This is a genomic window from Streptomyces sp. NBC_01537 (assembly GCF_045040445.1).
Classification (GTDB): domain Bacteria; phylum Actinomycetota; class Actinomycetes; order Streptomycetales; family Streptomycetaceae; genus Actinacidiphila.
The window spans coordinates 1,551,289-1,577,453 of sequence record NZ_CP109392.1 but is presented as its reverse complement, the minus strand read 5'-3'; the positions used below and the strand labels follow the sequence as shown (position 1 = coordinate 1,577,453).

At 72.2% G+C, this 26,165-nt stretch carries 24 protein-coding genes and 1 pseudogene; 11 read left to right on the top strand and 14 right to left on the bottom strand.

Annotation, left to right across the window (positions count from 1 at the left end):
* Nucleotides 1-103 precede the first annotated feature (103 nt).
* Nucleotides 104-643, bottom strand: coding sequence for a MarR family winged helix-turn-helix transcriptional regulator (locus OG607_RS07395; RefSeq protein ID WP_405720227.1), 540 nt, complete (start codon nucleotides 641-643; stop codon nucleotides 104-106).
* Between the two features lie 113 nt (nucleotides 644-756).
* On the opposite strand from OG607_RS07395, the gene OG607_RS07390 reads away from it, so the two are divergent.
* Nucleotides 757-1,275, top strand: coding sequence for a YceI family protein (locus tag OG607_RS07390; RefSeq protein ID WP_405720225.1), 519 nt, complete (start codon nucleotides 757-759; stop codon nucleotides 1,273-1,275).
* 6 nt (nucleotides 1,276-1,281) lie between these two features.
* Here OG607_RS07390 and OG607_RS07385 read toward each other — a convergent pair whose 3' ends face one another.
* The gene (locus OG607_RS07385; RefSeq protein WP_405720223.1) at nucleotides 1,282-1,650 is read right to left on the bottom strand and encodes a DUF4333 domain-containing protein; all 369 of its coding nucleotides are present in this window, start codon (nucleotides 1,648-1,650) and stop codon (nucleotides 1,282-1,284) included.
* A 164-nt stretch (nucleotides 1,651-1,814) separates the two neighbouring features.
* On the opposite strand from OG607_RS07385, the gene OG607_RS07380 reads away from it, so the two are divergent.
* The gene (locus tag OG607_RS07380; protein WP_405720221.1) at nucleotides 1,815-3,074 is read left to right on the top strand and encodes a sensor histidine kinase; all 1,260 of its coding nucleotides are present in this window, start codon (nucleotides 1,815-1,817) and stop codon (nucleotides 3,072-3,074) included.
* The gene (locus tag OG607_RS07375; RefSeq protein ID WP_405720219.1) at nucleotides 3,071-3,781 is read left to right on the top strand and encodes a response regulator; all 711 of its coding nucleotides are present in this window, start codon (nucleotides 3,071-3,073) and stop codon (nucleotides 3,779-3,781) included. Before OG607_RS07380 ends, OG607_RS07375 begins: the two co-directional genes overlap by 4 nt.
* A 4-nt stretch (nucleotides 3,782-3,785) precedes the next feature.
* Here OG607_RS07375 and OG607_RS07370 read toward each other — a convergent pair whose 3' ends face one another.
* Complete coding sequence (locus OG607_RS07370) at nucleotides 3,786-4,952, bottom strand: phytanoyl-CoA dioxygenase family protein (protein ID WP_405736604.1); 1,167 nt, start codon at nucleotides 4,950-4,952, stop codon at nucleotides 3,786-3,788.
* Between the two features lie 135 nt (nucleotides 4,953-5,087).
* Here OG607_RS07370 and OG607_RS07365 point away from each other — a divergent pair, with 135 nt between their 5' ends.
* Nucleotides 5,088-6,122, top strand: coding sequence for a LacI family DNA-binding transcriptional regulator (locus OG607_RS07365; RefSeq protein WP_405720217.1), 1,035 nt, complete (start codon nucleotides 5,088-5,090; stop codon nucleotides 6,120-6,122).
* Here OG607_RS07365 and OG607_RS07360 read toward each other — a convergent pair.
* The 5 genes and pseudogenes from OG607_RS07360 to OG607_RS07340 form a co-directional block, all read right to left on the bottom strand.
* Nucleotides 6,091-7,116: a Gfo/Idh/MocA family protein gene (locus OG607_RS07360; protein WP_405720215.1), complete on the bottom strand. Its 1,026-nt coding sequence runs from the start codon at nucleotides 7,114-7,116 to the stop codon at nucleotides 6,091-6,093. The two genes, OG607_RS07365 and OG607_RS07360, sit on opposite strands and share 32 nt — an antisense overlap.
* A complete protein-coding gene (locus OG607_RS07355) occupies nucleotides 7,113-8,114 on the bottom strand; it encodes a Gfo/Idh/MocA family oxidoreductase (RefSeq protein WP_405720213.1) in 1,002 nt (333 codons plus the stop codon). The genes OG607_RS07360 and OG607_RS07355 overlap by 4 nt, the downstream gene beginning before the upstream one ends.
* A gap of 40 nt (nucleotides 8,115-8,154) precedes the next feature.
* Nucleotides 8,155-8,931, bottom strand: a complete 777-nt coding sequence (locus OG607_RS07350; protein WP_405720211.1) for an SDR family oxidoreductase — start codon at nucleotides 8,929-8,931, stop codon at nucleotides 8,155-8,157.
* A 92-nt stretch (nucleotides 8,932-9,023) separates the two neighbouring features.
* Nucleotides 9,024-9,569 carry a GNAT family N-acetyltransferase gene (locus tag OG607_RS07345; RefSeq protein WP_405736602.1) on the bottom strand — a complete coding sequence of 182 codons (546 nt, stop codon included), beginning with the start codon at nucleotides 9,567-9,569 and terminating at the stop codon, nucleotides 9,024-9,026.
* Nucleotides 9,570-9,827: 258 nt separating this feature from the next.
* Nucleotides 9,828-10,385, bottom strand: a pseudogene (locus tag OG607_RS07340) (class I SAM-dependent methyltransferase); the annotation flags it as partial.
* 29 nt (nucleotides 10,386-10,414) lie between these two features.
* Here OG607_RS07340 and OG607_RS07335 point away from each other — a divergent pair.
* Complete coding sequence (locus tag OG607_RS07335) at nucleotides 10,415-11,947, top strand: PLP-dependent aminotransferase family protein (protein ID WP_405720209.1); 1,533 nt, start codon at nucleotides 10,415-10,417, stop codon at nucleotides 11,945-11,947.
* Here the strand turns inward: OG607_RS07335 and OG607_RS07330 are convergent.
* Nucleotides 11,934-13,112 carry a GDSL-type esterase/lipase family protein gene (locus OG607_RS07330; protein WP_405720207.1) on the bottom strand — a complete coding sequence of 393 codons (1,179 nt, stop codon included), beginning with the start codon at nucleotides 13,110-13,112 and terminating at the stop codon, nucleotides 11,934-11,936. The genes OG607_RS07335 and OG607_RS07330 overlap by 14 nt on opposite strands.
* Nucleotides 13,113-13,477: 365 nt before the next feature.
* On the opposite strand from OG607_RS07330, the gene fusA reads away from it, so the two are divergent.
* Nucleotides 13,478-15,454 (top strand): elongation factor G, encoded by a 1,977-nt coding sequence (gene fusA / locus OG607_RS07325; RefSeq protein WP_405720205.1) that lies wholly within the window; start codon nucleotides 13,478-13,480, stop codon nucleotides 15,452-15,454.
* Here fusA and OG607_RS07320 read toward each other — a convergent pair.
* From OG607_RS07320 to OG607_RS07305, 4 genes are read right to left on the bottom strand one after another with little or no spacing between them, the layout of a single operon-like run.
* Nucleotides 15,412-16,350, bottom strand: a complete 939-nt coding sequence (locus tag OG607_RS07320) for an amidohydrolase family protein (RefSeq protein WP_405720203.1) — start codon at nucleotides 16,348-16,350, stop codon at nucleotides 15,412-15,414. The genes fusA and OG607_RS07320 overlap by 43 nt on opposite strands.
* A gap of 5 nt (nucleotides 16,351-16,355) precedes the next feature.
* A complete protein-coding gene (locus tag OG607_RS07315; RefSeq protein ID WP_405720201.1) occupies nucleotides 16,356-16,667 on the bottom strand; it encodes an L-rhamnose mutarotase in 312 nt (103 codons plus the stop codon).
* 58 nt (nucleotides 16,668-16,725) lie between these two features.
* Nucleotides 16,726-17,487, bottom strand: a complete 762-nt coding sequence (locus OG607_RS07310) for an SDR family NAD(P)-dependent oxidoreductase (protein WP_405720199.1) — start codon at nucleotides 17,485-17,487, stop codon at nucleotides 16,726-16,728.
* Nucleotides 17,484-18,824, bottom strand: a complete 1,341-nt coding sequence (locus OG607_RS07305; RefSeq protein ID WP_405720197.1) for an enolase C-terminal domain-like protein — start codon at nucleotides 18,822-18,824, stop codon at nucleotides 17,484-17,486. Before OG607_RS07305 ends, OG607_RS07310 begins: the two co-directional genes overlap by 4 nt.
* A 678-nt stretch (nucleotides 18,825-19,502) precedes the next feature.
* Here OG607_RS07305 and OG607_RS07300 point away from each other — a divergent pair.
* From OG607_RS07300 to OG607_RS07285, 4 genes are all read left to right on the top strand, one after another.
* Nucleotides 19,503-20,552: a sugar ABC transporter substrate-binding protein gene (locus OG607_RS07300; protein ID WP_405720195.1), complete on the top strand. Its 1,050-nt coding sequence runs from the start codon at nucleotides 19,503-19,505 to the stop codon at nucleotides 20,550-20,552.
* Between the two features lie 183 nt (nucleotides 20,553-20,735).
* Nucleotides 20,736-22,328, top strand: a complete 1,593-nt coding sequence (locus OG607_RS07295) for a sugar ABC transporter ATP-binding protein (RefSeq protein WP_405720193.1) — start codon at nucleotides 20,736-20,738, stop codon at nucleotides 22,326-22,328.
* 2 nt (nucleotides 22,329-22,330) lie between these two features.
* The gene (locus OG607_RS07290) at nucleotides 22,331-23,377 is read left to right on the top strand and encodes an ABC transporter permease (protein ID WP_405720191.1); all 1,047 of its coding nucleotides are present in this window, start codon (nucleotides 22,331-22,333) and stop codon (nucleotides 23,375-23,377) included.
* A 327-nt stretch (nucleotides 23,378-23,704) separates the two neighbouring features.
* Nucleotides 23,705-24,295 (top strand): TIGR03086 family metal-binding protein, encoded by a 591-nt coding sequence (locus tag OG607_RS07285; protein WP_405720189.1) that lies wholly within the window; start codon nucleotides 23,705-23,707, stop codon nucleotides 24,293-24,295.
* On the opposite strand, the gene OG607_RS07280 is transcribed toward OG607_RS07285, so the two are convergent.
* Nucleotides 24,252-24,947 (bottom strand): CDP-alcohol phosphatidyltransferase family protein, encoded by a 696-nt coding sequence (locus OG607_RS07280; RefSeq protein WP_405736600.1) that lies wholly within the window; start codon nucleotides 24,945-24,947, stop codon nucleotides 24,252-24,254. The two genes, OG607_RS07285 and OG607_RS07280, sit on opposite strands and share 44 nt — an antisense overlap.
* 218 nt (nucleotides 24,948-25,165) lie before the next feature.
* Between OG607_RS07280 and OG607_RS07275 the strand changes: the two genes are divergently transcribed.
* Complete coding sequence (locus tag OG607_RS07275; RefSeq protein ID WP_405720187.1) at nucleotides 25,166-26,140, top strand: zinc-binding alcohol dehydrogenase; 975 nt, start codon at nucleotides 25,166-25,168, stop codon at nucleotides 26,138-26,140.
* The last annotated feature ends 25 nt before the right edge of the window (nucleotides 26,141-26,165 follow it).

Genomic DNA, 26,165 nt, shown 5'->3' with positions numbered 1-26,165 from the left:
GCCGCGTTCCTCGGAGGTCAACTGGTGGTGATGGCCGGCCGGCTGACCTGTTCGGTCGCGGTGAGCTCCGACAGCCGCATGGGGCCTTGGTGAACGCAGCTCTTTATCCAAGTTGCTTATGCATGTCGGCCGGTGGTGAGTAGCTGTCGGGTGCGCCCGTGTCGGGCGTGCCCGCCAGCAGGCCGCGCAGGGCTTCGCGGTAGCGGGGGCCGACCGCGCAGGCGACCGCCTGGGTGATGGCGTCGGCGAGGGCGGGGGACGCTTCGTCCAGCAGTTGCCGCGCCTTGTCGGTGAGCGTCACCTCGATGCCGCGCCGGTCGCAGCGCGAGGCGCGGCGGGTGGCGAGTCCGGCGTGCTGGAGGCAGGCGACCTGGTAGGTCAGACGGGTCTTGGGGCGGCCCAGCAGTTCCGCGATCCGCGTCATGCGCAGGGTCGCCCCGGGCTGGTCGGCCAGCAGGCACAGCACCAGGAACTCGTCGTGCGAGACGCCGAGCGCCTCCTTGACCAGTGAGTGCAGCTGCTGCTCGATCGCCCCGGCCGCGGCCAGCAGATGCATCCAGGCCCGCAGCTCGGCCGGCAGCAGCCCGTCCTCGCGCGGCTGATCGCATTCGGGCAGGTCGCCGGGGGCGGGGGTGTCGGCCATGGTCCCCAGTCTACTGGTTGTCCAAATTTGGATGAGCGGCTAGCGTGGGGTCATCCAAATTTGGACGACTAGCGGTCGTCCGCCTGGCCTCCACCTTTGTCGGGAGAAATCTCATGTCCGTCGCAGTCGAAACCGGCCTCTGGAAGCTCGACCAGACCCAGTCCACCGTTGCCGTCCGGCACAAGACGATGTGGGGCATGGTCACCGTCAACGGCACGTTCACCGCCGTCAGCGGCGGGGGCGAGGTCCACCCCGACGGATCCGCCTCGGGCACCGTCACCCTGGAGTCCGCCTCACTGGACACCAAGCACGCCAAGCGCGACAAGCACCTGCAGTCGGCCGACTTCTTCGACGTGGACAACCACCCCGCCGTCACCTTCGCCGTACGCAGCGCCGTGCCCGGCGCGGACGGCACCGTCCAGGTAGCCGGAGAGCTGACCGTACGTGGCATCAGCCGGCCGCAGTCCTTCCCCGCGAGCGTCACCGGGTCCGGCTCCGACGCGGTCACCCTGACCGCCGAACTGACGGTGGACCGGGGCGAGTTCGGCATGGCCTGGAACCAGTTGGGCATGATGCGCGGCCTGACCACGGTCACCGCCACGCTCCGCTTCACCCGCGAGACCGCCGCCTGACGGTAGTCAGCGGGTGAACGTCCAGGTGACGGAGGAGCCGGAGACCTTGGTGACCTTGACCGGGATCTTCACCTCCTTGCCGCCGGAGTCCTTGGCGGTGCAGGTGAGGGCGGCCGCGGCCGCCACCTTCAGCCCGCTCGGGCAGGTCGTGCCGGTGATCCTGGTGCCGACCCAGGGCAGCGGGTGGTACTTGCTCTGCACCCGGCCCGCGACGATCTCGCCGGACAGCGCCTTCTGCCCGCCCACCGTCACCGTCGAGTACTTGTCCAGGACCGTCGTGGATTCCGTGCCGCTGAGCGTGTACGTGCCCGCCGCGCCGAGGGCGCCGAGCAGTGCGACGCCGGACACGCCGATGACAATGGTCCGCTGCTGCATGATGTGCTCCAGGGGTGGTGTGTAGCGGTCTCGATGCCCCTACTCTCGGGCGGGCCGCCCGGTGGCCGCCTCGGCCGTTCGGCCCGTGTCCGGCCCGCCGGCGGCCCGTCACCTGGCCATTCGGCCGATGCCGGCAGCCGACCGGCCAAGGCTACGGTGATCGCATGGACCACCTTTCTCCGGCCGTCGCGCCGCCCCCGCCCCGCAGCCGCGGTTACGGCTGCGCTCAGTGGGCCGGTACCGCCGTGCTGGGCGCGGGGATCGTCGCCGATCTCACGACGGCTGAAATGGACGGCCCGGGCATGTGGGCCCTGCTGGCCGTCGAGCTGGCCGCGCTGGCCGCCCTGATGCTGCCCGCCGGAATGCGGCCGGCATGGCTCACCCCGCTCCTGCGGGCCTGTGTACCGGCCCTGCTGGCGGCCGCGCTGAACGTGATTCTCCCGCTCGTGGGGTATCCGGCCGCCCAGGAGGGCAGGTTCGGCCAGACCGCGCTGCTGCTCTGCCTGCTGGCGGTGGCCGTACGGTACTGCGCCTCCGTGTGGGCGGCGGCGCTGTCGGCCGTGGTGGTCTGGGGCGCGCTGATGTCGATGCCGCTGACCGCCGGTGCGGGGTTGGACGACCCCACCACCATGGTGTTCGTGCTGACCCTGCTGATGGTGCCCTTCGCCGGGATCGGCGGCTTCCTGCGCTCAACGGACCGGCAGCGCCGGGAGGCCATGAGCGAGGTCCGCCGCGCGGAGCGGGTGGAGATCGCGGCCGACCTGCACGACTTCGTCGCGCACCATGTCACCGGCATCCTGGTGCAGACCCAGATGGCCAGGATGCTCGCCGCCGCCCCGGCCTCCGACCCTGCCTCCGCCTCCGGCCCCGACCGGCTGGACCCCGTCCTGGCGGGTATCGAGCACTCCGCCACCGAGGCGCTGGCCTCGATGCGCCGGCTGGTCGGCGTACTGCGCACCCACAGCGCCGGCGCCGACGTCGACGGTGCCGCCGCCCCGGTCCGGCCCGTCGGTGACCTGGCCCAACTGGCGGACCTGGTGGACGACTTCACCCGGGTCGGCCCCAGGGCCGAGCTCACCCGGGCCCCGTCCGTGCCCGCCGCGCTCCCGCACGAGGTGGAGGCGGCCGCCTTCCGCGTCGCGCAGGAGGCCCTGACCAATGTGCGCCGCCACGCCGCGGACGCGACCCTCGTACGGGTCGGCCTGAGCTTCGCGGACAACGCGCTGGAGGTCTGCGTACGCGACGACGGACACGGCTCGACCGCGCTGCCGCACGCCGCCAGGGGCGGTGGCTACGGCCTGGTCGGACTGGCCGAGCGGGTGTCCGCGCTGGACGGGGAGCTGACCGCCGGGCCCTGGGAGGGCGGCTGGGAGGTGCTGGCCAGGCTGCCGGTCACGGTGGGCACGGCGAGGGGGATGGCATGATCGACGCCATGACCAACGGCCGTATCCGCGTCCTTCTCGCCGACGACCAGGAGATGGTCCGCACCGGCTTCCGGTTCTTCCTGGAGGCGCAGCCCGACATCGAGGTGGTGGCCGAGGCCGGGGACGGCGCCGAGGCGGTGGACCTGGCCCGGCGGCTGCGTCCGGACGTGTGCCTGCTCGACATCCGGATGCCCCGCATGGACGGCCTGGAGGCCACCCGGCTGCTGGCCGGCCCCGGCGTGAGCGATCCGCTGCGCGTCGTCGTCGTCACCACCTTCGACCTCGACGAGTACGTGTACGCGGCGCTGCGCGGCGGTGCCTGCGGCTTCCTCCTCAAGGACTCCGGCCCGGCCCTGCTCGTGGAAGCCGTCCGCGCGGCCGCGGCGGGCGACGCACTGGTCTCCCCGTCGGTCACCGTGCGCCTCCTGCGGCATGTCATCGCCCAGGAGGACCAGAAGACGCAGGAGACCCAGGGGAAGCAGCCGGTGACCTCACCCGGGCCCGTCGGCGAGCAGTTTACCGACCGGGAACGCGATGTCGTACGCCTGGTCGCCCAGGGACGTACCAATCAGGAGATCGCCGCCGAACTGCATGTCTCCCTCTCCACGGTGAAGACCCACCTCGGCAGCGTCCAGCTCAAGCTGCACGCCCGCAACCGGGTCGAGATCGCCGCCTACGCCTGGCAGTCCGGGCTCGCCGGGAGCTGACGGGTCAGACACCCCCCAGGCCTGTCCGCCGGTCGCTCTGCGCGCGCAGTTCCTTCGTCAGGGCGGCCGGGTCCCAGTTCTGCTGGAGGGCGAGCCAGAGCAGTTCGGCCTGGGTCTGCGGGGCGAGGCCGTCCACGGGCTGGTCGCGGTCGAGGTCGGTGGGGAAGGCGTAACCCTCGGCGGAGGCGGCGACGATGTTGCGGAGCCGGTCGTGGCCCGCGCCGGCCGCCTTGAGGCCGAGGAGGACGGGGAAGAGGGCCTCGCACATGGCGGTGCGGTCGACGGTCTCCATGGCGCGGCCGAAGGCGGAGGAGATCTGCAGCAGGTTGGCCATGCGCCGAACCTGAGCGGAGCGGTTGGTCCCGGCGCCGTGGAAGAGCGCCGGGTTGAAGAAGGCGGCGTCGCCCTTCTCCAGCGGGAGCTGGACGTGGTGCGCCTCGAAGTACTCGGTGAACTCGGGCAGATGGAAGGCGACGTAGCCGGGCTCGTACTTCTGGGAGTGCGGCAGGTAGAGGGTCGGGCCGGTCTCGACGGGCATGTCGCAGTGCGCGACCGCGCCCTGCAGGGTGAGCACTGGCGAGAGCCGGTGGACGTGGGCGGGGAACCGCTGGGATTGGGTGCGGGACATGAAGCCGAGGTGGTAGTCGCGGTGGGCCACCTGGGCCTTGCCGCCGGGGTTGACGACGTTGACCTGGGAGGTGATCTGGTAGCCCGGGCCCAGCCAGGCGGTCGAGACCAGGGCGATGACGTCGTTGGCGTAGTAGTCGGCGAACAGGGCCGGGTCGCGCAGCGCCAGCTTGTCCTGGGCGCCCCACACCCGGTCGTTGGCCCCCGGCGCGGCGAAGTGGTCCCCGGAGGCGTTGCCCCGGGCCCGCTGCTCGGCGATCAGGTCGTTGAAGGCCTCCGTGGCGCGGTCCACGACCGACAGATCCTCGAAGGCCTGCTTGAACACCACGATGCCGGGGCCGTCCATCAGCGCCCGGGCGAGCTCGGCCTGTACGGTGCGGCGGCCCTCGGGCGTCGAGGCGCGTTCGCGCAGGCCGGAGCCGTAGACGAGGACGTTCTGCTCGACGGAGTCCGCGCAGGGGTAGTCGTCCGGGTCGGTGCGCTGCTCGACGAGGGTCCGGAAGTCGTCGAGCCGGCAGTCGTCCTCGGTGAGCCACATGGTCATGGAAGCCACGCCCTCTCGATCGGGATGCGGGATACGGCATGCGGGATACGGCATGCGGGATGTCTCGAAGCCTACGGAGCCGGGGACCTCAGGCGCGCCTGGTGAAACCATCAAAAAACCATCATCATGGCTGCCATGGGCCATCCGTACCGCATCCGGGAGATCGCCGCCCAGGCCTGCCTGAGCGAGGCGACCGTCGACCGTGTCCTCAACCGCCGTGGCGGGGTGCGGGACAGCACCGTGCAGGAGGTGCGGCAGGCCATCGCGGATCTGGACCGGCAGAAGTCGCAGGTCCGCCTCGCCGGGCGGACCTTCCTCATCGACATCGTGATGGAGGCGCCCCGCCGCTTCTCCTCCGCCGTGCGCAAGGCGCTGGAGGCGGAACTGCCGTCGCTGCGGCCCGCCGTCATCCGGTCCCGCTTCCACTTCCGCGAGACCTGCACCACGCAGGAGCTGGTCGCCACCCTCGACCGCATCGCGGCCCGAGGGTCGCAGGGCGTGGTCCTGAAGGCGCCCGACCGCCCCGAGGTGACCGCCGCCGTCGCCAGGCTCGTACGCCGCGGCATCCCGGTCGTCACCCTGGTGACCGACCTGCCGACCAGCCGGCGCCTGTCGTATGTCGGCATCGACAACCGGGCCGCCGGTGCCACCGCGGCCTATCTCATCGGGCAGTGGCTGGGCGACCGTCCCGGCAATGTACTGATCACCCTGAGCAGCGGCTCCTTCCGCGGTGAGGAGGAGCGCGAGATGGGGTTCCGCAGCGCCATGCGGCAGACGCAGCCGCAGCGCGCGCTCGTCGACATCACCGAGAGCGGCGGGCTGGACGACCGGCTGCGCGAACTCGCCCTCGAGGCGCTGCGCGGCGACCCCGGCATCGTGGCCGTGTACTCCATCGGCGGCGGCAATCTCGCCACCGCCGACGCCTTCGAAACCCTGGGGCGGCCCTGCGCGGTGTTCATCGCCCACGACCTCGACGACGACAATCTGCGGCTGCTGCGCGACCGCCGGGTGTCAGCCGTCCTTCACCACGACCTGGGCCAGGACATGCGGCGCGTCTGCCACGTCATCATGCAGGCGCAGGGCGCGCTGCCCGGGCCCGTGGTGTCCTGGCCGGCCGGCATCCAGGTCGTGACGCCGTTCAACGTGCCGGGCCCGGCGCCGCACGACTGATCCGGGGGCGCGGCCCGAAGCCCGCGGCCCGGTAGCAGTCGTCGATCAGCTCCATCGTGGCCACCGCGTCATCCGCGCCGGTGGGCAGCGCGGCGCCCTCCCGCAGATGGGCGGCGAAGGCCTCCAGCTGGAAGGTGTACGAGGAGCGGCGGCCCAGTTCCTCGACGCGCCGTCCGGCCGGGGTGGTCACCGTGACGCGGTCGTCGACGTGCGGCTGCACGAAGTTGGCGGCGGTCGCCTCGCCACGGGAGCCCACGACGCGGCAGGAGAAGCGCAGTTCCTGCGCGTCCATGTGGCAGCGGGCCGTTCCCGTCGCGCCGCCGGGGAACTCGAGTTCGGCCTCCAGCCACGCGTCGACCCCCGGCCGCCCCGGCCGCTCCCCGCCGCGCGCCTTGGCCAGCCGCGGGGTGCCGCCGGCCCAGGGCGCGAGGGCCCGGTTCGCGTGCACGCTGTAGCAGCCCAGGTCCATGAGGGCGCCGCCCGCGAGTTCGTACGACCAGCGGGGGTCGCTGTCATCGGGAGCGGGCATGATCATGTCCGCCTCCACCGCGCGCAGTTCGCCCAGCTCGCCGGAGTCCAGCAGTTCGTGCAGACGCCGCGTCACGGGGTGGTAGAGATAATGGAAGCCCTCCATGACCGTCACACCGGCCGCCGCCGCGGCGTCGCGGACCTCGCGCGCCTCCTCGGCGTTGCTCGCGAAGGGCTTCTCGGTGAGCACATGCTTGCCGGCCCGCACGGCGGCGAGATTCCAGGGCCCGTGCAGGGCGTTGGCCAGCGGGTTGTAGACCGCCTCGACCTCCGGATCGGCGATGACGTCCTCGTACGAGCCGAGCACCCGCTCCACACCGTGCAGGGCGGCGAACCGCTCCGCCCTGCTCCGGTCGCGCGCCGCGACGGCGACCAGGCGGTGCCCGGCCGTCCGGGACGGGCCGACGATGGAGAGCTCGGAAATGCGGGCGGCACCCAGGACACCGATACGCAGGGGCCCGGTCATGCGCGCACCTCGTCCACGCGGACCGGCCGGTGCTCGGCGAGCGACAGGGTGCAGGCCTCGGCGATCCAGCCCGCCTCCAGGGCGTCGGCGATCGTGCAGGGCGAGGTCCGCCGCCCGGCGACGACCTCGGTGAAGGCGGCGAGTTCGGCGCGGAAGGCCGCCCCGAAGCGGTCCATGAAGAAGTGGTGCGGCCGGCCGGCCGGGAAGGTGGCACCGGGCTCGACCGAGCGCAGCGGAAGGCGGTCCTCCAGGCCGACGGCGATGCTGTCCTCGGAGCCGTGCAGCTCCAGGCGCACGTCGTAACCACGGGGGTTGTAGCGGGTGTTGGACACCACGGCCAGCGTCCCGTCGTCCAGGGTGAGCACGGCCGAGGCGGTGTCGGCGTCGCCTGCGTCCCGGAAGAACTCGGCGCCCCGGTTGCCGCCGGCCGCGTACACCTCGACGACCTCGCGGCCGGTCACCCAGCGGATGGCGTCGAAGTCGTGGACGGAGCAGTCGCGGAAGATGCCGCCGGAGACCGCCACGTAGGCCGGCGGGGGAGGGGCCGGGTCGAGCGTCGTGGAGCGGACCGTGTGCAGCCATCCCAGCTCGCCGCTCGCCACGGCGGCGCGGGCCGCCATGAAGCCCTCGTCGAAGCGGCGCGGGTAGCCGATCTGCACCGGCACCCCGGAGCCCGACACCCGGCGCAGCACCTCCACGCCCTCCGCCGCACTGCGGGCCACCGGCTTCTCGCAGAACACCGGCACGCCCGCCTCGACGGCGGCCAGCAGCAGCTCGGGATGGGCGTCGGTCGCGGCGGCGATGACGACGCCGTCCACGCCGGAGGCCAGCAGCAGTGCCGCCGAGTCGGCCACCTCGACGTCGAGCCGGTCGGCGAGGTGCTTGACCGCCTCCGGCCGGGCGTCGGTGACGACGAGGGATTCGACGGCGGACAGCCGCGTCAGAGTCTCGGCGTGAAAGGCGCCGATCCTTCCGAGACCGATCAGACCGAGGCGCATGGGGTGACCTTCCGTGGAGTTCGGTTCTGGTGGTGCGGGGTCAGTCCAGGCCGCCCAGGACGTTCTGGTCCCAGTCGATGACGGAGCCGGTGACGACCCCGCTGCGCTCCGAGAGCAGGAACACGATGAAGTCGGCGATCTCGTCGGCCTGCCCGAGCTTGCCCATCGGCAGCGCGGCCGCGGCCCGTTCGCGCCAGCCGTCGTCCGCCCCGTGGAACTCGCGCTGCGTGGCGTCCTCGCCCTCGGTCTCCGTCCAGCCGATGTTCACGCCGTTGATGCGGACCCGGTCCCAGCGGTGGGCGTGCGCCGCGTTGCGGGTGAGGCCCGCCAGTCCGGCCTTGGCGGCGACATAGGGGGCCAGGAACGGCTGGCCGCCGTGCTCGGAGGAGGTGATGACATTGACGATGGTGCCGGGCGCCTTGCGGGCCACCATGTCCCGCACCACGGCCTGCATGGTGAAGAACGGGCCCCGCAGGTTGATGGCCACATGGGCGTCGAACAGCTCGGGTGTGGTGTCCAGCAGCGTGCCCCGGGAGGTGAGCCCCGCCGCGTTCACCAGGCAGTCCACGCGGCCGTGCTCCGCGAGCACCGCCGCGACCGATGCCTGCGCCTGCGCCGGGTCGGCGACATCCGTACGTACGAACATCGCGTCCGCGCCGCCCTTGCGCAGCTCGGCCGCCAGGGCCTCACCCGGCTCCCGCCGCCGTCCGGTCACCGCGACGACGGCCCCTTCGCGGGCGGCGGCCCGTGCGACCGCTGCGCCCACGCCCTGCGTGCCCCCGCTGACGAGGACGACTTTGTGGTCCAGCAGTGCCACGGGTGCTCCTTGCGTGCGGATGGCGCGGGCCCGGATGTGCGGGCGCTTCGAGCCTGCGGGCAGCCGACGGCAGGGTCAAGCGCGGAAAACCATCAAAAACCCTTCAGCTTCTTCACCAGCAGCTCGAACCGCAGATCGCCGCGGGTGGGCAGGCCGAACCGCTCCTCGCCGTACGGGAAGGGGCTCATCTCACCGGTGCGGGTGTAGCCGCGGCGTACGTACCAGGCGATGAGGTCCTCGCGGGCGGAGATCACCGTCATGTGCATCTCGCCGGCGCCCCACTCCTCGCGCGCGAAGCGCTCGGCCTCGGCGAGGATCCGCCTGCCGAGGCCGCCGCCCTGCAGGCCGGGCCGCACCGCGAACATGCCGAAGTAGGCGTGGCCGCCGCGGTTTTCGAGCTGGCAGCAGCCGACGAGCCGCCCGTCCGCCTCGACGGCGATCATGCGGCTGCCGGTCCCGTGGATGACGGCCGCGACGCCCTCCGGGTCCGTGCGGCGGCCCTGGAGGAGATCGGCCTCGGTGGTCCAGCCGGTCCGGCTGGAATCGCCGCGGTAGGCGGATTCGATGAGGGCGACGAGGGCCGGGATGTCGCTGTCGGTGGCGGTGCGGAAGGCGGGCCCGGCCACCGGCTCGGCCACCGGCCCGGCCACCGGGTTCACGGCAATTGCCTTGAAGAAGGTGTAGTGGAAGGTCCCGCCGTCGTCCGTGGTCCGGTGCAGGTCGGCGATGCCCCGGTCCCAGTCGGCGGGGGTGGTGAGGCCGGCGGCCAGGGCGTCGTCCCGTACGGACTCGATCATGGCGATGAAGGTGTCGCGGGTGAAGCCGTCCACCAGCTCGGGGCGGCTGGGGTCGGCGTAGACCGTGCGCGGGCGGACGGTGACGTCCCTGTATCCGGCACGGGTGATCAGAGGCTGCAGCTGCCTGCCGAGCAGCGCGTTTCCCCCGGCGATGGACTGCAGCCGGACCTGGTGGCCGATCGCCGCCCGGGCGTAGGGGCTCGCGGGGTGGAAGAAGGCCGACTCGTGGTCGCCCTCGATCACGGTGAGGGTGCCGCCGCGGCGCAGTACGCGCCGCAGCGAGGAGAGGGCAAGCCGGGGATCCGGCAGGTGTTCCAGGACGAAGCAGACGAAGAGGTGGTCGAAGGAGGCGTCGGGGAAGGGCAGGTCGAGCAGGTCGGCACGGTGGAACTCCACCGCTGCGCCGGGGGCGTGGGCGGCCACCCGGGCGCGGGCCAGCGCGAGCGAGTCGTCGGAGATGTCGACGGCGGTGATGTGCGCTCCCGGGCTGCCGCCGGCCAGGTGCACCGTCTGGGCGCCGACCCCGCAGCCGACCTCCAGCACCCGGCTGCCGGCGGGGTAGGCGGTTCCGGAGTGCAGGAGCGCGGCCAGGGTGTCCGCCTGGTCGCCGAGGCGCCGGGTCTCGTGCTCCGAATAGCCGTGTACGTAGCTGTTCATGCGGTTCAGCCTGCTGGCACTATGGACCGGTGAACAGGTCCAAAGAGGGGTCATCCGACCGGTCCAAAACCGCTGGAACCTCCGGGTCCGACTTCCTCCAGCTCGATACCGCCGACGCCCCGCCCGGCGGGCTCTCGGACTGGCTGGCCCGGCGGCTGCGGCAGGCGATCTCCGACGGCCGGCTGCCCGTGGGGAGCCGGCTGCCGGCCACCCGGGTGCTGGCGGGCGAACTGCGGGTGTCCCGTGGCGTGGTCACCGAGGCCTACCAGCGCCTGGTCGAGGACGGACACGCCGCCGGCCGGGGGAGGAGCGGCACGATCGTCGTCGCCGCTCCGCCGGTGGCGGCGTGGTCTCCCGCGCCCGCCGCTCCGCCGCGCACGAGCGCGCTGTTCGCCGGACCGCCCGGCGCCGACGTCTTCGACGCGATGCGAGCGGCCAGAGCCCGCATCGATCTGACGCCCGGCGTGCCCGACCTGGCCGCGTTTCCGCGTACGGCGTGGCTGCGCGCCGAACGGTCGGTGCTCACCGGCCTCTCGGCGGCCGACTTCGGATACGGCGATCCCCGCGGGGCACCGGCGCTGCGGCTCGCCGTCGCCAACTGGCTGGCCCGCAACCGCGGGATCAGGGCGGACCCGGACGAGGTCGTCATCGTCTCCGGCACCGCTCAGACGCTCACCCTGCTCACGCGGGTGCTCCGCCGTGACGGGATCCGCGAGGTCGCGGTGGAGGACCCCGGGTCGCTCGGGGTGCGTCAGCATCTGCGCGAGGGCGGGCTGGACACCCCGGCCGTCCCGGTCGACTCCGAGGGCGTACGCGTCGACGCGCTGCGCGCCACCGGCGCCCCGGCCGTCCTGCTCACCCCGGCCCACCAGTTCCCCACGGGGGTGGTGCTCGGCGGGGAACGGCGGCGCGAGCTGATGGCCTGGGCGGGGGAGGGCGGCCTGGTCATCGAGGACGACTACGACGCCGAGCACCGCTACGACCGGCCGCCGGTACCGGCCCTGCGGTCGGTCCTCGCCGACCAGGTCGTCTACACCGGGAGCGTGTCCAAGCTGCTGGCTCCCGCCCTGCGCCTGGGATGGCTGCTCGCCCCGCCCAAGTACCTCGACGCCTTGGTGGCGGCCAAGCGGTTCGCCGACCTCGGCACCTCCGTACTGCCGCAGCTGGTGCTGGCCCGGCTCATGGAGTCGGGCGAGCTGGAACGCCACCTGCGCCTGGTCCGCAGGCGCCACCGCTGCCGCCGGGACGCGACGATCGACGCCGTCAGGACCCACCTGCCGGGCACGGTCGTGCACGGTGCGGCGGCCGGCCTGCACCTGATGGTCACCTTCGAAGCCGAAGGCGGATTCACCGGTACCGGATTCACCGACTCCCGATTCACCGACACCGGCCTCGCCGCCGCCGCGCTCGCGCGCGGCGTGAAGGTCCAGCCGCTGTCCTGGCACTGCCAGCGCCCGGCCGCCCCTGGTCTCGTCCTCGGCTACGCCGCGAGCACGCCGACCGAGATCGGCGAAGGGGTGGCCGTCCTCGGCGAGGTCGTACGGCGCCTCAGCGGCCGCTGAACCCGGGCGTGAGACGAACGAACCGCTCGCCCATCAGCCGGTAGCCGACCGGGTCGGGGTGCAGGTTGTCGGGGAGGTGGTCCGCGTCGGCCGGGCCGAACAGCTCGCGGCCGTCGAGATAGCTCAGGTGCGGGTCGCTCTTGGCGCGCTCGGCGGTCAGGGCGGCGAGCGTGGCGCGGATCGACTCCATGCTCAGCCGGCCCTCGGCGACCTCGGCCGGGGTGCCGTAGGTGGTGAACCACAGCCTGTCGGCATCCGGATCGACGTAGGAGGGGCCGGGGCGGTCCTCGACCGAGGGGGAGTGGATCGGTGAGATCAGCAGCAGCGGTGTGTGCGGGTGGCCGTCGCGGATGGTGTCGAGGAAGGCGTGCACAGCCGGTATGAAGGCGCGCAGCCGCATCGAGTCGGCGTTGACCACGTTGATGCCCAGCTTCAGGCTGATCAGGTCGGCCGGGGTGTCCCGGATGGCCCGCGCGGTGAAGCCGTCCAGCTGGGCCTGGCCGCTGAAGCCCAGGTTGACCAGTTCCAGCCCGGCCAGGCGGGCCGCCACGGCCGGCCAGGTTCCGGTGGGCCGCAGGGCCTCGCGGCAGTGGCTGATCGAGCTGCCGTGATGCAGCCAGCGCGGCGCGGTGGCCGGGGTGGGCGGGTGGAACGGCGCGTCGGCCCGCAGCCCGGTGAGCTCGACCCGGGTGTGGTGGGGGAGCCAGAGCTCGAACTCGTGCATTCCCGGCCGCTGCTGAAGGCCGGTGAAGCGTACGGCGCCAACCGCTCCCTCGGTCCGGCTCAGCACCCCCGTCTCGTTGAAGACCACAATCGTGCCGCGCGCCGGGGACACCGCTGCCGCTGCCACCTCCCCGTCCACCACGAGGTCGAATCCCTCGACCCGGTCCGGGACCGGATCGCCCTCCCACACACCCTGGGTGGCGAGCAGCTCCAGCTCGACCGTGTCCGCCTCGCTGCGGAAACACAGCCGCACCCCGCAGGGTTCGAGCACGACGTCCTGCAGCGACCCCGGCGGGTACTGGTCCCGGGTCCAGCGCGGCAGCCGGTGCGGCAGCCAGCCGGCCCCGGTGCGCTCCAGGTCGAGAGCGCCGCGCAGTTCGACGGGGCCGCCCACCGGTTCCGCCCGGTGGAGCAGCTCTGACTTCGTCGGATTCACAGTCACCGGCCGGAAGGTAGCAGGGGAGGCCGTCGAAGGTCGACGCAAGCGGAGCGGGAAAACCCGGTGCACCGGCTGCGGCGGCCTCACTACACTCGCCACGAATCGCGCGCCGCCACCACATCCGCGTCGTGGCGCGCACCGTGACGAGTGAGGGGAGCCCGGCCGTGCGCAACCGCACCGCTGTCGTCGCTCCCCGGATTCCCCGGTCACGGTACGAGGTGATCCTGGTGTCCTGCGGCGCCCGGTGCCGGCTGCGCGGCCGGAACCGGATGTCCGTGGCGAACGCCTGACCTGACCGCAGGTCCACGGGCCGTTCCGCCCGGGAATCGCGCTGCTCTGTTCGCGATCACCTTGAAAGGCCATGCGCCGTGCGCACCGACCTGTACCGCAATCTGGGCATCCTCGCCCACGTGGATGCCGGCAAGACCACCGTCACCGAACGGATCCTCTACGCCACCGGGACCACCCACAAGCGTGGCGAGGTGCACGACGGGACGACCGTCACCGACTTCGACTCCCAGGAGCGCGATCGTGGCATCACCATCTTCGCCGCGGCGGTGAGCTGCGCCTGGGACGGCCACCGGATCAACCTCATCGACACCCCGGGCCATGTCGACTTCTCCGACGAGGTGGAGCGCTCGCTGCGCGTGCTCGACGGCGCGATCGCGGTGTTCGACGCCGTCGCCGGAGTCGAGCCGCAGAGCGAGTCGGTGTGGCGGCAGGCCGACCGGCACGGGGTGCCGCGGATCGCGTTCGTGAACAAGCTGGACCGCGCCGGCGCCGACCTCGACACGGCCGTCGACTCGATCCGCGAGCGGCTGCATCCGGCCCCGCTGGTGGTCCAGTTGCCGATCGGGAAGGAGGACGGGTTCACCGGAGTGGTGGATCTGCTGCGCATGCGGTCCCTGGTGTGGAGCGCCGACGCGTTCGCGGAGGGCCCCGTACCGGAGGGGCTGCGGGACGAGGCGCAGCGGCGCCGCGGACTGCTGGAGGAAGCGGTGGCTGAGCTCCACCCGGCCGCGCTGGAGGAGTTCTGCGCGCAGTCGTCGGTGTCCGCCGGGACGCTGGCCCGCGCGCTGCGCGACCTGACCCGTACCGGCGAGGGCGTGGTGGTGCTGTGCGGTTCGGCGTACCGCAACCGGGGGATCGAGCCGCTGCTGGACGCGGTGGTGGCGTACCTGCCGCCGCCCCGGGCGGACCCGGCGGCGCCGTTCGAGGCGCTGGCGTTCAAGGTGAACTCGACCGCGACGGGGCGGCTGACGTACGTACGGGTGTTCTCGGGAACCATCGGAAAAGGAGAGGCGGTGCTGGACGTGGGTGCGGGGCGCAGGGAGCGGATCAGCCGGATCCTGCGGGTGCAGGCCGACCGCCACCAGGAGGTGGACCGGGCGGTGGCCGGGGACATCGTCGCGGTGATCGGGCCGAAGGCCGCCCGCGCCGGGGCCACGCTGTGCGACCCGGCGGCTCCGCTGCTCCTCGAACCGCCGGTCGTCGCCGATCCGGTGGTCTCGGTGGCGGTCGAGGCCGCCAGGAACACCGACAGCGACCGGCTGGTGCCGGCGTTGGCGCGGCTGGCCGAGGAGGATCCCTCGCTGGTGGTCAGGACCGATCCCGAGACCGGTCAGACCGTGCTGTCGGGGCTGGGCGAGCTGCACCTGGAGGTGGCGGTGGAACGGATCCGCCGTGCCGCCGGGCTGGACATCGCCGTCGGCCGGCCCCGGGTCGCCTACCGGGAGACGGTCGCCCGCGGCGTGTCCGGGCTGGTGTACCGGCACGTCAAACAGGACGGCGGCGCCGGGCAGTTCGCCCATGTCGTCCTCGACGTGGAGCCGATGGAGGAGGGCTTCGGCTTCCGGTCCACCGTCGTCGGCGGCCGGGTCCCGCAGAGCTACGTCCAGGCGGTCGAGGCCGGCTGCCGGGACGCCCTGGCCGAGGGGCCGCTCGGCGGTCACCCGGTGACCGGGCTGCGGGTCACCCTGACCGACGGGGCCACCCATCCCAAGGACTCCTCGGAGATGGCGTTCCGTACGGCCGGACGGCTGGCCCTGCGGGAAGCCCTGCGGGCAAGCGCGATGGTGCTCCTGGAACCGGTGGCCGAGGTCACGGTCACCGTGCCCGACGACGCGGTGGGCGGGGTGCTCGGCGACCTGGCCGCACGACGCGGCCGCGTCTGCGGCTCCGTCGCCCGGGCCGGCACGGCGGTGCTCACCGCCACCGTGCCGCTCGCCGAGCTGTTCGGCTACGCGACGCGCCTGCGCAGCCGCACCCAGGGCCGGGGCACCTTCACCACCCGGCCCACCGGCTACGCCCCGGTGCCCCTCGGGACACCGTCCCCGTCCCGGTAGGACGGACCGGCGGCCCCGCCCGTACGCGGGCGGGGCCGTTCCGGCAGGCCGTAGACGCGGGTCGCGGTGCCGGAGAAGACCTCCCGCTGCTCGGCCGGGGTGAGTCCGGACGTCAGGACGCGGGCGGTGTCGACGACCTCGGCGTACGAGGCGGCGAGGCGGCAGACCGGCCAGTCGGAGCCGAACATGAGGCGGTCGGGGCCGAACGCGTCCAGGACGGCGTCGGCGTAGGGGGCCAGGCCGGCGGGCTGCCAGGAGTGCCAGTCGGCTTCGGTGACCATGCCGGAGAGCTTGCAGTAGGCGTTGGGCAGCGTGGCCAGGACCCGTACGTCGTCGGCCCAGGGGCGCGGTTTCATGGCGGCGATTGGGGGTTTGCCCAGGTGGTCCAGGACGAAGGCCAGCTCGGGCAGCCGGGCCGCCGCCCGGTAGGCGGCCGGGAGCTGGTGCGGCAGGACGACCAGGTCGTAGACGAGCCCGGCGTCGGCGACGGCGCTCAGGCCGCGCAGGACGTCGGGGCGGAGCAGCCAGAGCGGGTCGGGCTCGCCCTGGACCTGGTGACGGATGCCCACCAGGCGCTCCCCGCCCGGCAGTTCGCGCAGCCGGGCCAGCTCGTCGGCGACACCCGGAGCGGTGAGGTCGGTCCAGCCCACGACCCCGGCGACCAGTTCGCCCTTCCCGGCAAGGGCCAGCAGCTCCGGGGTCTCCTCCGGCACGGTGACCGTCTGCACCACGACGGTCGCGGTGACCCCGGCGGCCTGGGCTTCGGGAGCGAGGTCGTCGAGGGTGAAGGAGCGGGCCAGCGGGGCCATCCGCTCGCCGGTGATCCAGTCCTGGCCGCGTACCGAGAGATCCCAGACGTGGTGATGGGCGTCGACGATGCCCGTGGCCGTGCCCATGGCCGTCACAGCTCCCACACCACGGGCAGCGAGGCGTCCGCTCCCTCGGCCGAGTAGTCGTGGACGACCTCCAGCAGCTCGGTCATCCGCGCCTGCCAGGCGATGTTGACCGGCAGCTTCTCCAGCACGGCGATCATGGCGGGGTAGTCCTCGACCTCCAGTACGTGGAAGAGGTCGGTACCGCTGCGCCAGATCGTCCACTCGCTCGCCCCCGCCGCGCGGATGGCGGCGGTCAGCTCCTCGGGGACCTCGCGGTGCGCCGCCTCGTACTCCTCGACGCGGTCGGCGCGGACCTTGGTGTGCAGGGCGATTCTCACGACGGCTCCTTTGTCGGCGTGGACGAGGGTACGGCTCTGCCGCCCGGCGCGGCGCTTGTCATGACGTGGCGGGCGGCCGGATCCGCAGTCCCTGCATGCCGCCGTCCACGGCGAGCGAGGCGCCGGTGACCGAGGCCGCGGCGGGGCTCGCCAGGTAGCCGATGGCCGCCGCGACCTCCTCGGCCGTGACCAGACGGCCCATCGGCTGACGGGCGTTGAGGGCGGCCCGCTCGCCCTCGGGGTCGTCGGCGGCGTCCAGCAGCCGGCCCACCCAGGGGGTGTCGGCGGTGCCGGGGTTGACGCAGTTGACGCGGATGCCCTCGCGAACGTGGTCGGCGGCCATCGCCAGGGTCAGGGACAGCACGGCGCCCTTGCTGGCGCTGTAGAGGGCGCGCGCCGGCAGCCCGGCGGTGGCGGCGATCGAGCAGGTGTTGACGATCGCGGCGTTCGCGGAGCGCCGCAGATACGGCAGGGCTGCGCGGGTGGTGCGTACCATCCCCAGGACATTGACGTCGAGCACCCGGTGCCACTGCTCGTCGGGGTTGTCCTCGACGGTGCCTATGGCGCCGATGCCGGCGTTGTTCACCACGATGTCCAGGCCGCCGAGTTCCGTGGCCGCCGCCTCGACGGCGGCCCGCACCGACGCGTCGTCGCAGACGTCGGCCTTGAAGGGCAGCAGCGGTTCGGGCAGTCCGCCGGGCGTGAGGTCCAGTACGGCGACCCGGGCGCCCCGGCGGGCCAGCAGCAGCGCGGTGGCCAGCCCTATGCCCGAGGCGCCGCCGGTCACCAGGGCCCGCAGGCCGGTCAGGTCGTCACTCATGCGGTCCGGCCTTCCTGCCGTGCGCGGTCGGCGGCCCAGAAGGCACCGTCGGGGTAGCGGTACTCGGCGATCGACCCGGCCTTCATCTGTGCGGAGAAGCCGGGCGCCGTCGGGGCGGTGTAGTGGCCCTCGCGCATCACGACCGGCGTGACGAAGTGCTCGTGCAGATGGTCGACGTACTCGATGACGCGGTCCTGCGTGGTGCCGGACAGCGCCACGTAGTCGAACATCGACAGGTGCTGGACCAGCTCGCACAGCCCTACCCCGCCCGCGTGCGGGCACACCGGCACGCCGAACTTCGCCGCCAGCAGCAGGATGGCCAGGTTCTCGTTGACCCCGCCCACCCGGGCCGCGTCGATCTGGAGCACGTCGATGGCGCCTGCCTGCAGCAACTGCTTGAAGACGACGCGGTTCTGCACATGCTCGCCGGTGGCCACCTTGACGGGGGCAACCGCCCGGCGGACGGAGGCGTGGCCGAGGATGTCGTCGGGGCTGGTGGGCTCCTCGATCCAGTACGGGGAGAACTCGGCGAGCGCGTTGGTCCACTGGATCGCCTCGTCGACGTTCCATCGCTGGTTGGCGTCGATGGCGATGCGGACGTCCGGTCCGACGGCCGCGCGGGCGGCGCGCAGCCGCCGGATGTCGTCGGCCAGGTCGGCGCCGACCTTCAGCTTGATCTGGGTGAAGCCGTCGGCGATGGCCTGCTTGGCCAGGCGGGTGAGCTTCTCGTCGGAGTAGCCCAGCCAGCCGGGCGAGGTGGTGTAACCGGGAAAGCCGCGTTCCAGCAGCACCGCCCGGCGTTCCACGGCGCCCTGCCTGCCCCGGGTGAGCAGGCCGAGCGCGTCCTCGGGGGCGAGGGCGTCGGCGATGTAGCGGAAGTCGACCTGGCGGACCAGCCATGCGGGCTCGGCGTCCGCCAGCAGCTGCCACAGCGGCTTGTCCGCGCGCTTGGCGGCCAGGTCCCAGACGGCGTTGACGACGGCGCCGATCGCCATGTGCATCACGCCCTTCTCCGGGCCCAGCCAGCGCAGTTGGCTGTCGCCGATCAGCTCGCGGCTGACCGTGCCGGGATCGGCGCAGATCTCCTCGACCTCCCGGCCGAGCAGATACGGGCGCAGCGCCTCGATCGCCGCGACCTGCACGTCGTTGCCGCGCCCGATGGTGAAGACGAACCCGTGGCCCTCCAGCCCGTCGGCGGCATCGGTACGCAGCACCACGTAGGCGGCGGAGTAGTCGGGGTCCGGATTCATCGCGTCCGACCCGTCCAGCTCCCGTGAGGTGGGGAACCGGATGTCGTACGTGTCGACCGCGGTGACGCGGGCTCGTGTCGCTGACAAGGCAGTGCCTTTCACTGGGTTCGGCCCGCTCTGTGGGACGTGATCAAGACATCGGAGGTCTTGCGCCTTCGTGACTGTAGAGGCGGAAGACGGCGAAGGCAACAAGTCCTCGGATGTATGTGTGACCTTATGCGCCCGGCACGTCCACTTCAGGTGAACGGTCCGGCATGTCAGCCGAGGACCGTGGTTTGGTCTGCCGGATTTCATGCCTTATGGCTGTTTTCGACTCCAGCCTCGTCGCCGATAGCGGCAATACGGACAATTCGTGGCGCGAAGCTCCATTGAGCAAGCCTTTGTCGCTGGGGCGTTGCCGAATTGTGAACCGGGGCCCCGCTCTCGCCCGGGCACCCCGATGGTCCACTCCGTAGCAGGTCATCCATGGTGTCGGCGGACTCGCAGGGAGGTGTCCCGGCGCGGCGGAGGCCGGTCCGGTGTCCGGCTTGCGCAGTCGGGTCGACTTTGGGGCTTGTCAGAGTGGCAATGCGGTCGTAACGTCCTCGACGTCCGGGAGACCTCGGATGAATCGACCCTCTGCAGACCCCCCTCGCGGACCTGTCGTGAGGCCCTGCTGTGGACCGGGCATGCCCCGGCCGCATCGGCACCCGCCCGCAGCCCGGGCCCCGAGCCCGTAGATCAGCCGCCCCGCTGCACCGTTCCGGAGAAGGAGAGACCACGGCCATGAGGTTCACACCGACGCGCTCCACCGCCACCCTCGCCGCGGCCGCCCTCGCGGTGGCGGGCCTCGCCACCGCCTGCAACCGCGGAAGCGAGAGCGCGGGCACGAGCGCCGCCAAGAAGCCGGCGATCGGCATCGACCTGCCGCGATCGGACTCCGACTTCTGGAACTCCTACGCGCAGTACCTGAAGAAGGACATCAAGGCGGACGGCGTCAACAACCTGCCGCTCAGCAACTCCCAGAACGACGTCACCAAGCTGGTCGCCAACGTCCAGGTCTTCGAGAACACCGGGGCCAAGTCGATCGTCATGGCCCCGCAGGACACCGGCGCCATCGCCTCGACCCTGGACACGCTGGCGTCCAAGAAGATCCCCGTGGTGAGCGTCGACACCCGGCCGGACAAGGGCGACGTCTACATGGTGGTCCGCGCCGACAACAAGGCGTACGGCACCAAGGCCTGCCAGTACCTGGGCAAGCAGCTGGGCGGCAAGGGCAAGGTCGCCGAGTTCCAGGGCGCGCTGGACTCCATCAACGGACGGGACCGCTCCGAGGCCTTCGCCTCGTGCATGAAGACGGACTTCCCCAAGATCAAGGTCTTCGAGCTGCCCACCGACTGGAAGGGCGACGTCGCCTCGGCCAAGCTCCAGAGCCTGCTCGCCCAGCACCCCGACCTCAACGGCATCTACATGCAGGCCGGCGGGGTCTTCCTCCAGCCCACCCTGGCCCTGCTCAAGCAGAAGGGGCTGCTCAAGCCCGCGGGCACCGCCGGCCACATCACGATCATCTCCAACGACGGCATCCCGCAGGAGTTCGACGCGATCCGCAAGGGCGAGATCGACGCCACCGTCTCCCAGCCCGCCGACCTCTACGCCAAGTACGCGCTGTACTACGCCGAGGCCGCGGCCGCCGGCAAGACCTTCCAGCCCGGGGCGACCGACCACGACTCCACCATCATCACGATCCCCAACGGCCTGGAGGACCAGCTGCCCGCCCCGCTGGTGACCAAGGCCAACGTCGACGACAAGACGCTCTGGGGCAACAACATCGGCTAGTGCGGTGACCGGAATGGTTTGCAGGGTCCGTCCGGCTTCTGGTTCCGTCCTCAATCGCCGGACGGGCTGAATTCAGCCCGTCCGGCGATTGAGGACAAGCGCAGCCGGCGGGCTGCGCAACCCGGCGAACGTTCCCAGCCACAGCACTAGCCACCCATCCGTACGCGAAGGACGGTACCCAGCATGGCGGAGACCACGACCGGGCGACCGGCCCCCGTGGCCGAGGCGACCGGGATCAGCAAGCGCTTCGGCGCCACCGTCGCGCTGCGCGACGCCCGTATCTCGGTCGCCGAGGGCGAGGCGCACGCCCTGGTCGGCCGCAACGGAGCGGGCAAGTCCACGCTCGTGTCCGTCCTGACCGGCCTGCAGCAGCCGGACACCGGGACGCTGAGCTTCTCCGGCGGGCCGGCCCCGTCCCCCGGCGACACCGAGGCCTGGCGGGCCAGGGTCGCCTGCGTCTACCAGCACTCCATGACCATCGGCGAGCTGACCGTGGCCGAGAACCTCTTCCTGGACCGCCAGAGCCCCGGCGCGCTGCGGCCCATCCGCTGGAAGGCGCTGCGGCAGCGCGCCGAGCAGCTGCTCGCCGAGTACGGCGTCGGCATCGACCCGGCCGCCCGTGCCAAGGACCTGACCGTGGAACAGCGGCAGTTCGTGGAAATCGCGCGGGCGCTCTCCTTCGGCGCGCGGTTCATCATCCTGGACGAGCCGACCGCGAAGCTCGACGCCCGCGGCATCGCCCGCCTCTTCGACAAGCTCCGTGACCTGCAGCGGCAGGGCGTCGCCTTCCTCTTCATCTCCCACCACCTCCAGGAGGTCTACGACCTCTGCGGCACCGTCACTGTCTACCGGGACGCCCGCCACATCCTCACCGCCCCCGTCGCCGAGCTCGGCCACAAGGCCCTGGTGGAGGCCATGACCGGCGAGGGCACCGCCACGGCCGCCGCGGCCGCCGCCGAAGCCGTGACGGACAAGGCCGTCGCGGCGGCCGAGGGCGACGCGCGGGAACTGCTGGCCTGCGACGGGCTCTCGCTCCAGAACGCCTACCGGGACCTGTCCCTGTCGGTACGGGCCGGCGAGGTGGTGGGCCTGGCCGGAGCCGCCGCCAGCGGCAACGTACGCCTCGGCGAGACGGTGGCCGGCCTGCACCGCCCCGAGACCGGACGGATCCGGGTGGCCGGCCGCGAGGTCCGCACCGGCAGCGTGCCGTCGGCGCTCGCCGCGGGCGTCGGCCTGGTCCCCGAGGACCGCCGCCTTCAGGGACTGGTCAACAACCGCAGCGTCGCGGAGAACGCCACGCTGACCGTCACCGACCAACTCGGCCCGTACGGCATCGTGCTGCCCTCCCGGACCAGGGCCTTCGCCCAGCGCATGATCAAGGACCTGGACATCAAGACCCCCGGCCCGGCCACCCCGGTCTCCGCGCTGTCCGGGGGCAACCAGCAGAAGGTCGTCGTCGCCCGCGCCTTGGCCGCCGACCCCCATGTCCTGGTGACCATCCGGCCGACCAACGGGGTCGACGTCAGGTCCAAGGAATTCCTGCTCGCCAGGATCCGTCAGGTCGCCGACGACGGCCGGGCCGCCCTGATCATCTCCGACGAGCTGGACGACCTGCGGGTCTGCGACCGGGTCGTGGCCATGTTCCACGGCCGGGTGGTCGCCGAGTTCGGGCGCGGATGGCGGGACGACCAGCTGGTCGCCGCGATGGAAGGCGTACCGGGCAAGGACGACGACACCGAACCCCGCCCCGAAGCCGCCGAAAAGCCCGGAAGGTGACCATGTCCGCCACCACAGATGCCACCGAAGCCGCGGGCACCGCGCAGGCGGTGCCCGCGGCGAGCGGCACCGCACGCCGCCGGGCCGACCTCTCCCGGCTGCGCGAGCTCTCGCTTCTCCCGGCCATCCTCGTCCTGGGGCTCATCGGGTTCATCGTCTCGCCGGCCTTCCTCACCTCGGACAACCTCATCGGGGTGGCGCAGCAGTCCACCGAACTGAGCCTGCTGGTCCTGGCCGAGGCGCTGATCCTCATCGTCGGCCGAATGGACCTGTCGCTGGAGTCCACCATCGGCGTGGCCCCGGTCATCGCGGTCTGGCTGGTCCTGCCCGGCTCCGGCGGACGCTTCACGGGCCTCGGGCTCTTCCCCGAGTCGGCGGCGATACCGCTGTGCCTGGCCGTCGGGGCGCTGATCGGCGCGGTCAACGGCTTCCTCATCCTCAAGCTGCGGCTCAACGGATTCATCGTCACCCTCGGCGCGCTCACCATGCTGCGCGGCCTCCAGATCGCCATCTCCGAGGGCCAGTCCATCGTCGAGATGCCCGCCTCCTTCAGCTACCTCGGCCGCGCCGCCTGGCTCGGCGTCCCCGCCGCCATCTGGATCTGCGCGCTGCTCTTCGCCATCGGCGGCTCCGCGCTGGCCTGGCTGCGGCACGGCCGGGCCCTCTACGCGATCGGCGGAAACCCCGAGGCCGCCCGCACCGCGGGCATCCGGGTGGACCGGATCACCTGGATCGTCCTGATCATCGGGGGCCTGCTCGCCGCCTTCGCCGGAGTCCTCTACAGCGGCCACTACGGTTCCATCTCCGCCGACCAGGGCAGCGGCTGGATCTTCCAGGTCTTCGCGGCGACCGTCATCGGCGGCGTCAGCCTCAACGGCGGCCGCGGCACCCTGTTCGGCGCCCTGACCGGTGTGCTCACCCTCCAGCTCGTGGTCAACGTCATGACCCTGGCCGGAGTGCCCCCGCTGTGGAACCAGTTCCTCAACGGCGCGATCATCATCGTCGCCCTGATCATCTCCCGCTTCGCCTCGGGCGAGAAGCAGGAGTAGCTCTTCCGCGCGATCGGGTCCGTCCGGGTGGCCGGTTCCGTCCTCAATCGCCGGACGGGCTGAATTCAGCCCGTCCGGCGATTGAGGACAAGCGCGTGCTCTTCAGGAACGCGCTTGGTGGAGCCGGCGTCGGCCGCAGGGCTTGCCGTTCGCGATCCCTGAGGCCTCGCCCGCGCTGCGCTGCGCCTTCGCCGAACTGCTTCAGGCCGTCGAGCCGCTTGCGGCCGAGAGGGACTTTTCTTCACGGCGATGAGTTCCGGCGGCCGCACCGGTCTGCATGGGTGTGACCGAAGGGCCGAAGGGCCGAAGGACGAAGGAAGTGCACCCATGATCGACCTGGAACCGGCCGCGCGCCGGATCGCCGCGCTCGCCGAGGGCGTCACCGACGATCAGCTCGAGGCGCCGACGCCCTGCCCGGGGTACGCGGTGCGTAACATGCTCGGGCATCTGCTCGGCCTGAGCGTCGCTTTCCGCGACGCGGGGCGCAAGGAGCTCGGCGAGAGGACCGGCACCGCCCCGGGGACCGTGCTGCCGGACATCGACGACGACGGCAACTGGCGTGGTGAGCTGCCGAAGGCGCTCGACGAGCTCGCCGCGACCTGGCGCGAACCCGGAGCGTGGGAGGGCATGACCCAGGCCGGCGGCATCACCTTCCCCGCCGCCGAAGCGGGCCGGGTCGCCGTCGACGAGCTGGTTGTCCACGGCTGGGATCTGGCCCGCGCCACGGGCCAGGCGTACGCGCCCGACACCGCGAGCCTCGAGGCGTCGTGCGCGATGCTCGCGGCGTTCGCCGACGACCGCCCGCCGGGCGGCGCCTTCGGCCCCGTGGTCGCCGTTGCGGCCGGTGCCCCGCTGCTGGACCGGGTGATCGGGCTCAGCGGACGCGATCCGTCATGGGCGGCGCGAAGGCCGCTTTGACCCGCCACAGATAACCGATGTCCCGCCCGAAGGACCAGCACAGCGACGACAGCGCCACCAGGACCACCCCGAACGCCGCCATCGACGGGAGGATCCCGGCTGCGGCCACCAGCAGGAAGATGCCCTGGAACGCGGCCACCGTCTTGCGGGCCATGCTGGGCGGCAGTGCCCCGTTCAGCCACGGCAGGACGCGGGCCGCCGCCACGAAGGCGTAGCGCATGCCGCCGATCAGCAGCACCCACGGGCCCTGGGAGGTGGCGACGTAGACGCTGAGCACCAGGATGAGGAAGGCGTCGACCTCCATGTCGAAGCGCGCGCCCAGGGCGGAGGCCGTGCCGGTACGCCGGGCGACCTGGCCGTCGACCGCGTCGAGGATCAGGGCGACGGTGGTGAGGGCAACCAGGACCGCGACCGGCGGCGGGTTCTGGAAGGAGTCCGCGACCAGCGCGGTCACGCCGCCGACGAGAGTGGCGCGGGCCAGCGTGACGCGGTTGGCCGGTCCGAAGGTGCGGGGCCGGGGCCAGGTGGTCACCAGGGCGCGGGTGAGGACGGCCCAGGCGGTGACGGAGACCGCGAGGCCGGTGAGCAGTCCGGCCGGGCCCAGGCCGGTGGCCGTACTGAGAAGGAGCAGCAGAAGTATCTGCGCGCCCAGTCCGGCGGCTGTCTCCTGCCGTAGTGACCTGGTGCCGTATGTCTTGAACTCGTATGTCTTGAAGTCGTACGTCTTGTATTCGTATGCGTGAAGCGTGTCTTGCAGGGCCACCGTGTACTCCCGGCTGTATCGCCAAGTTGATCATTGCCGCGTACTGTGATCGCGGCTTCGTGCCTATGAGCACGTGAAAGAGGCCCCGAGTGTTCAGGAGGACGCAGATGAAACGCACAGGAAGTGCGTTCTGGCTCCGCTCGCCCGGCGTCGGCGAGCTCCGGGAGGTCGTTCTGCCGGAGCCCGGTGAGGGCGATGTCGTGGTGCGCACGCTGTGTTCCGGGGTGAGCAGGGGGACGGAGAGTCTGGTCTTCCGGGGCGGTGTGCCGGAGAGCCAGTACGCCGCCATGCGGGCGCCGTTCCAGTACGGGGACTTCCCCGGACCCGTCAAGTATGGCTATCTGAATGTCGGCCTGGTGGAGGAGGGTCCTGAAAGTCTCGTGGGGCGTACGGTCTTCTGCCTCTACCCGCACCAGACCCGGTACGTCGTCCCGGCGAGCGCCGTGACCGTGGTGCCGGACAGTGTCCCTGCCACGCGGGCCGTGCTGGCCGGGACGGTGGAGACGGCGGTGAACGCGGTGTGGGACGCCGCACCGATGCTCGGCGACCGGATCGCGGTGATCGGCGCCGGCATGATCGGCTGCTCGGTGGCCGCCGTCCTGGCCCGGTATCCGGCCGTACGCGTCCAGTTGGTCGACGCCGAGCCCGCGCGGGCCGGCATCGCCGCGGCTCTCGGCGTCGAATTCGCGCTTCCGCAGGACGCGCTGGGCGACTGCGACCTCGTCGTCCACGCCAGCGCCACCGAAGCCGGGCTCGCGCGCTCGCTGGAACTCCTCGCCCCGGAGGGCACCGTCCTGGAGCTGAGCTGGTACGGCGACCGGCGGGTCAGCCTGCCGCTCGGGGAGGCCTTCCACTCCCGCCGCCTGGTCCTGCGCAGCAGTCAGGTCGGCTCGGTGTCCCCGGCCCGGCGTGCCAGCCGGACCTTCGGCGACCGGCTCGCGCTCGCGCTGGAGCTGCTCGCCGATCCCGCCCTGGACGCGCTGGTCACCGGAGAGTGCGCGTTCGAGGAGCTGCCCCAGGTGATGACGGCGATCGCCGCCGGTGAATTGCCCGGGTTGTGTCATCGCGTTCTCTACGGGTGAACCAAGAGCGCGCAATGCCCGTACT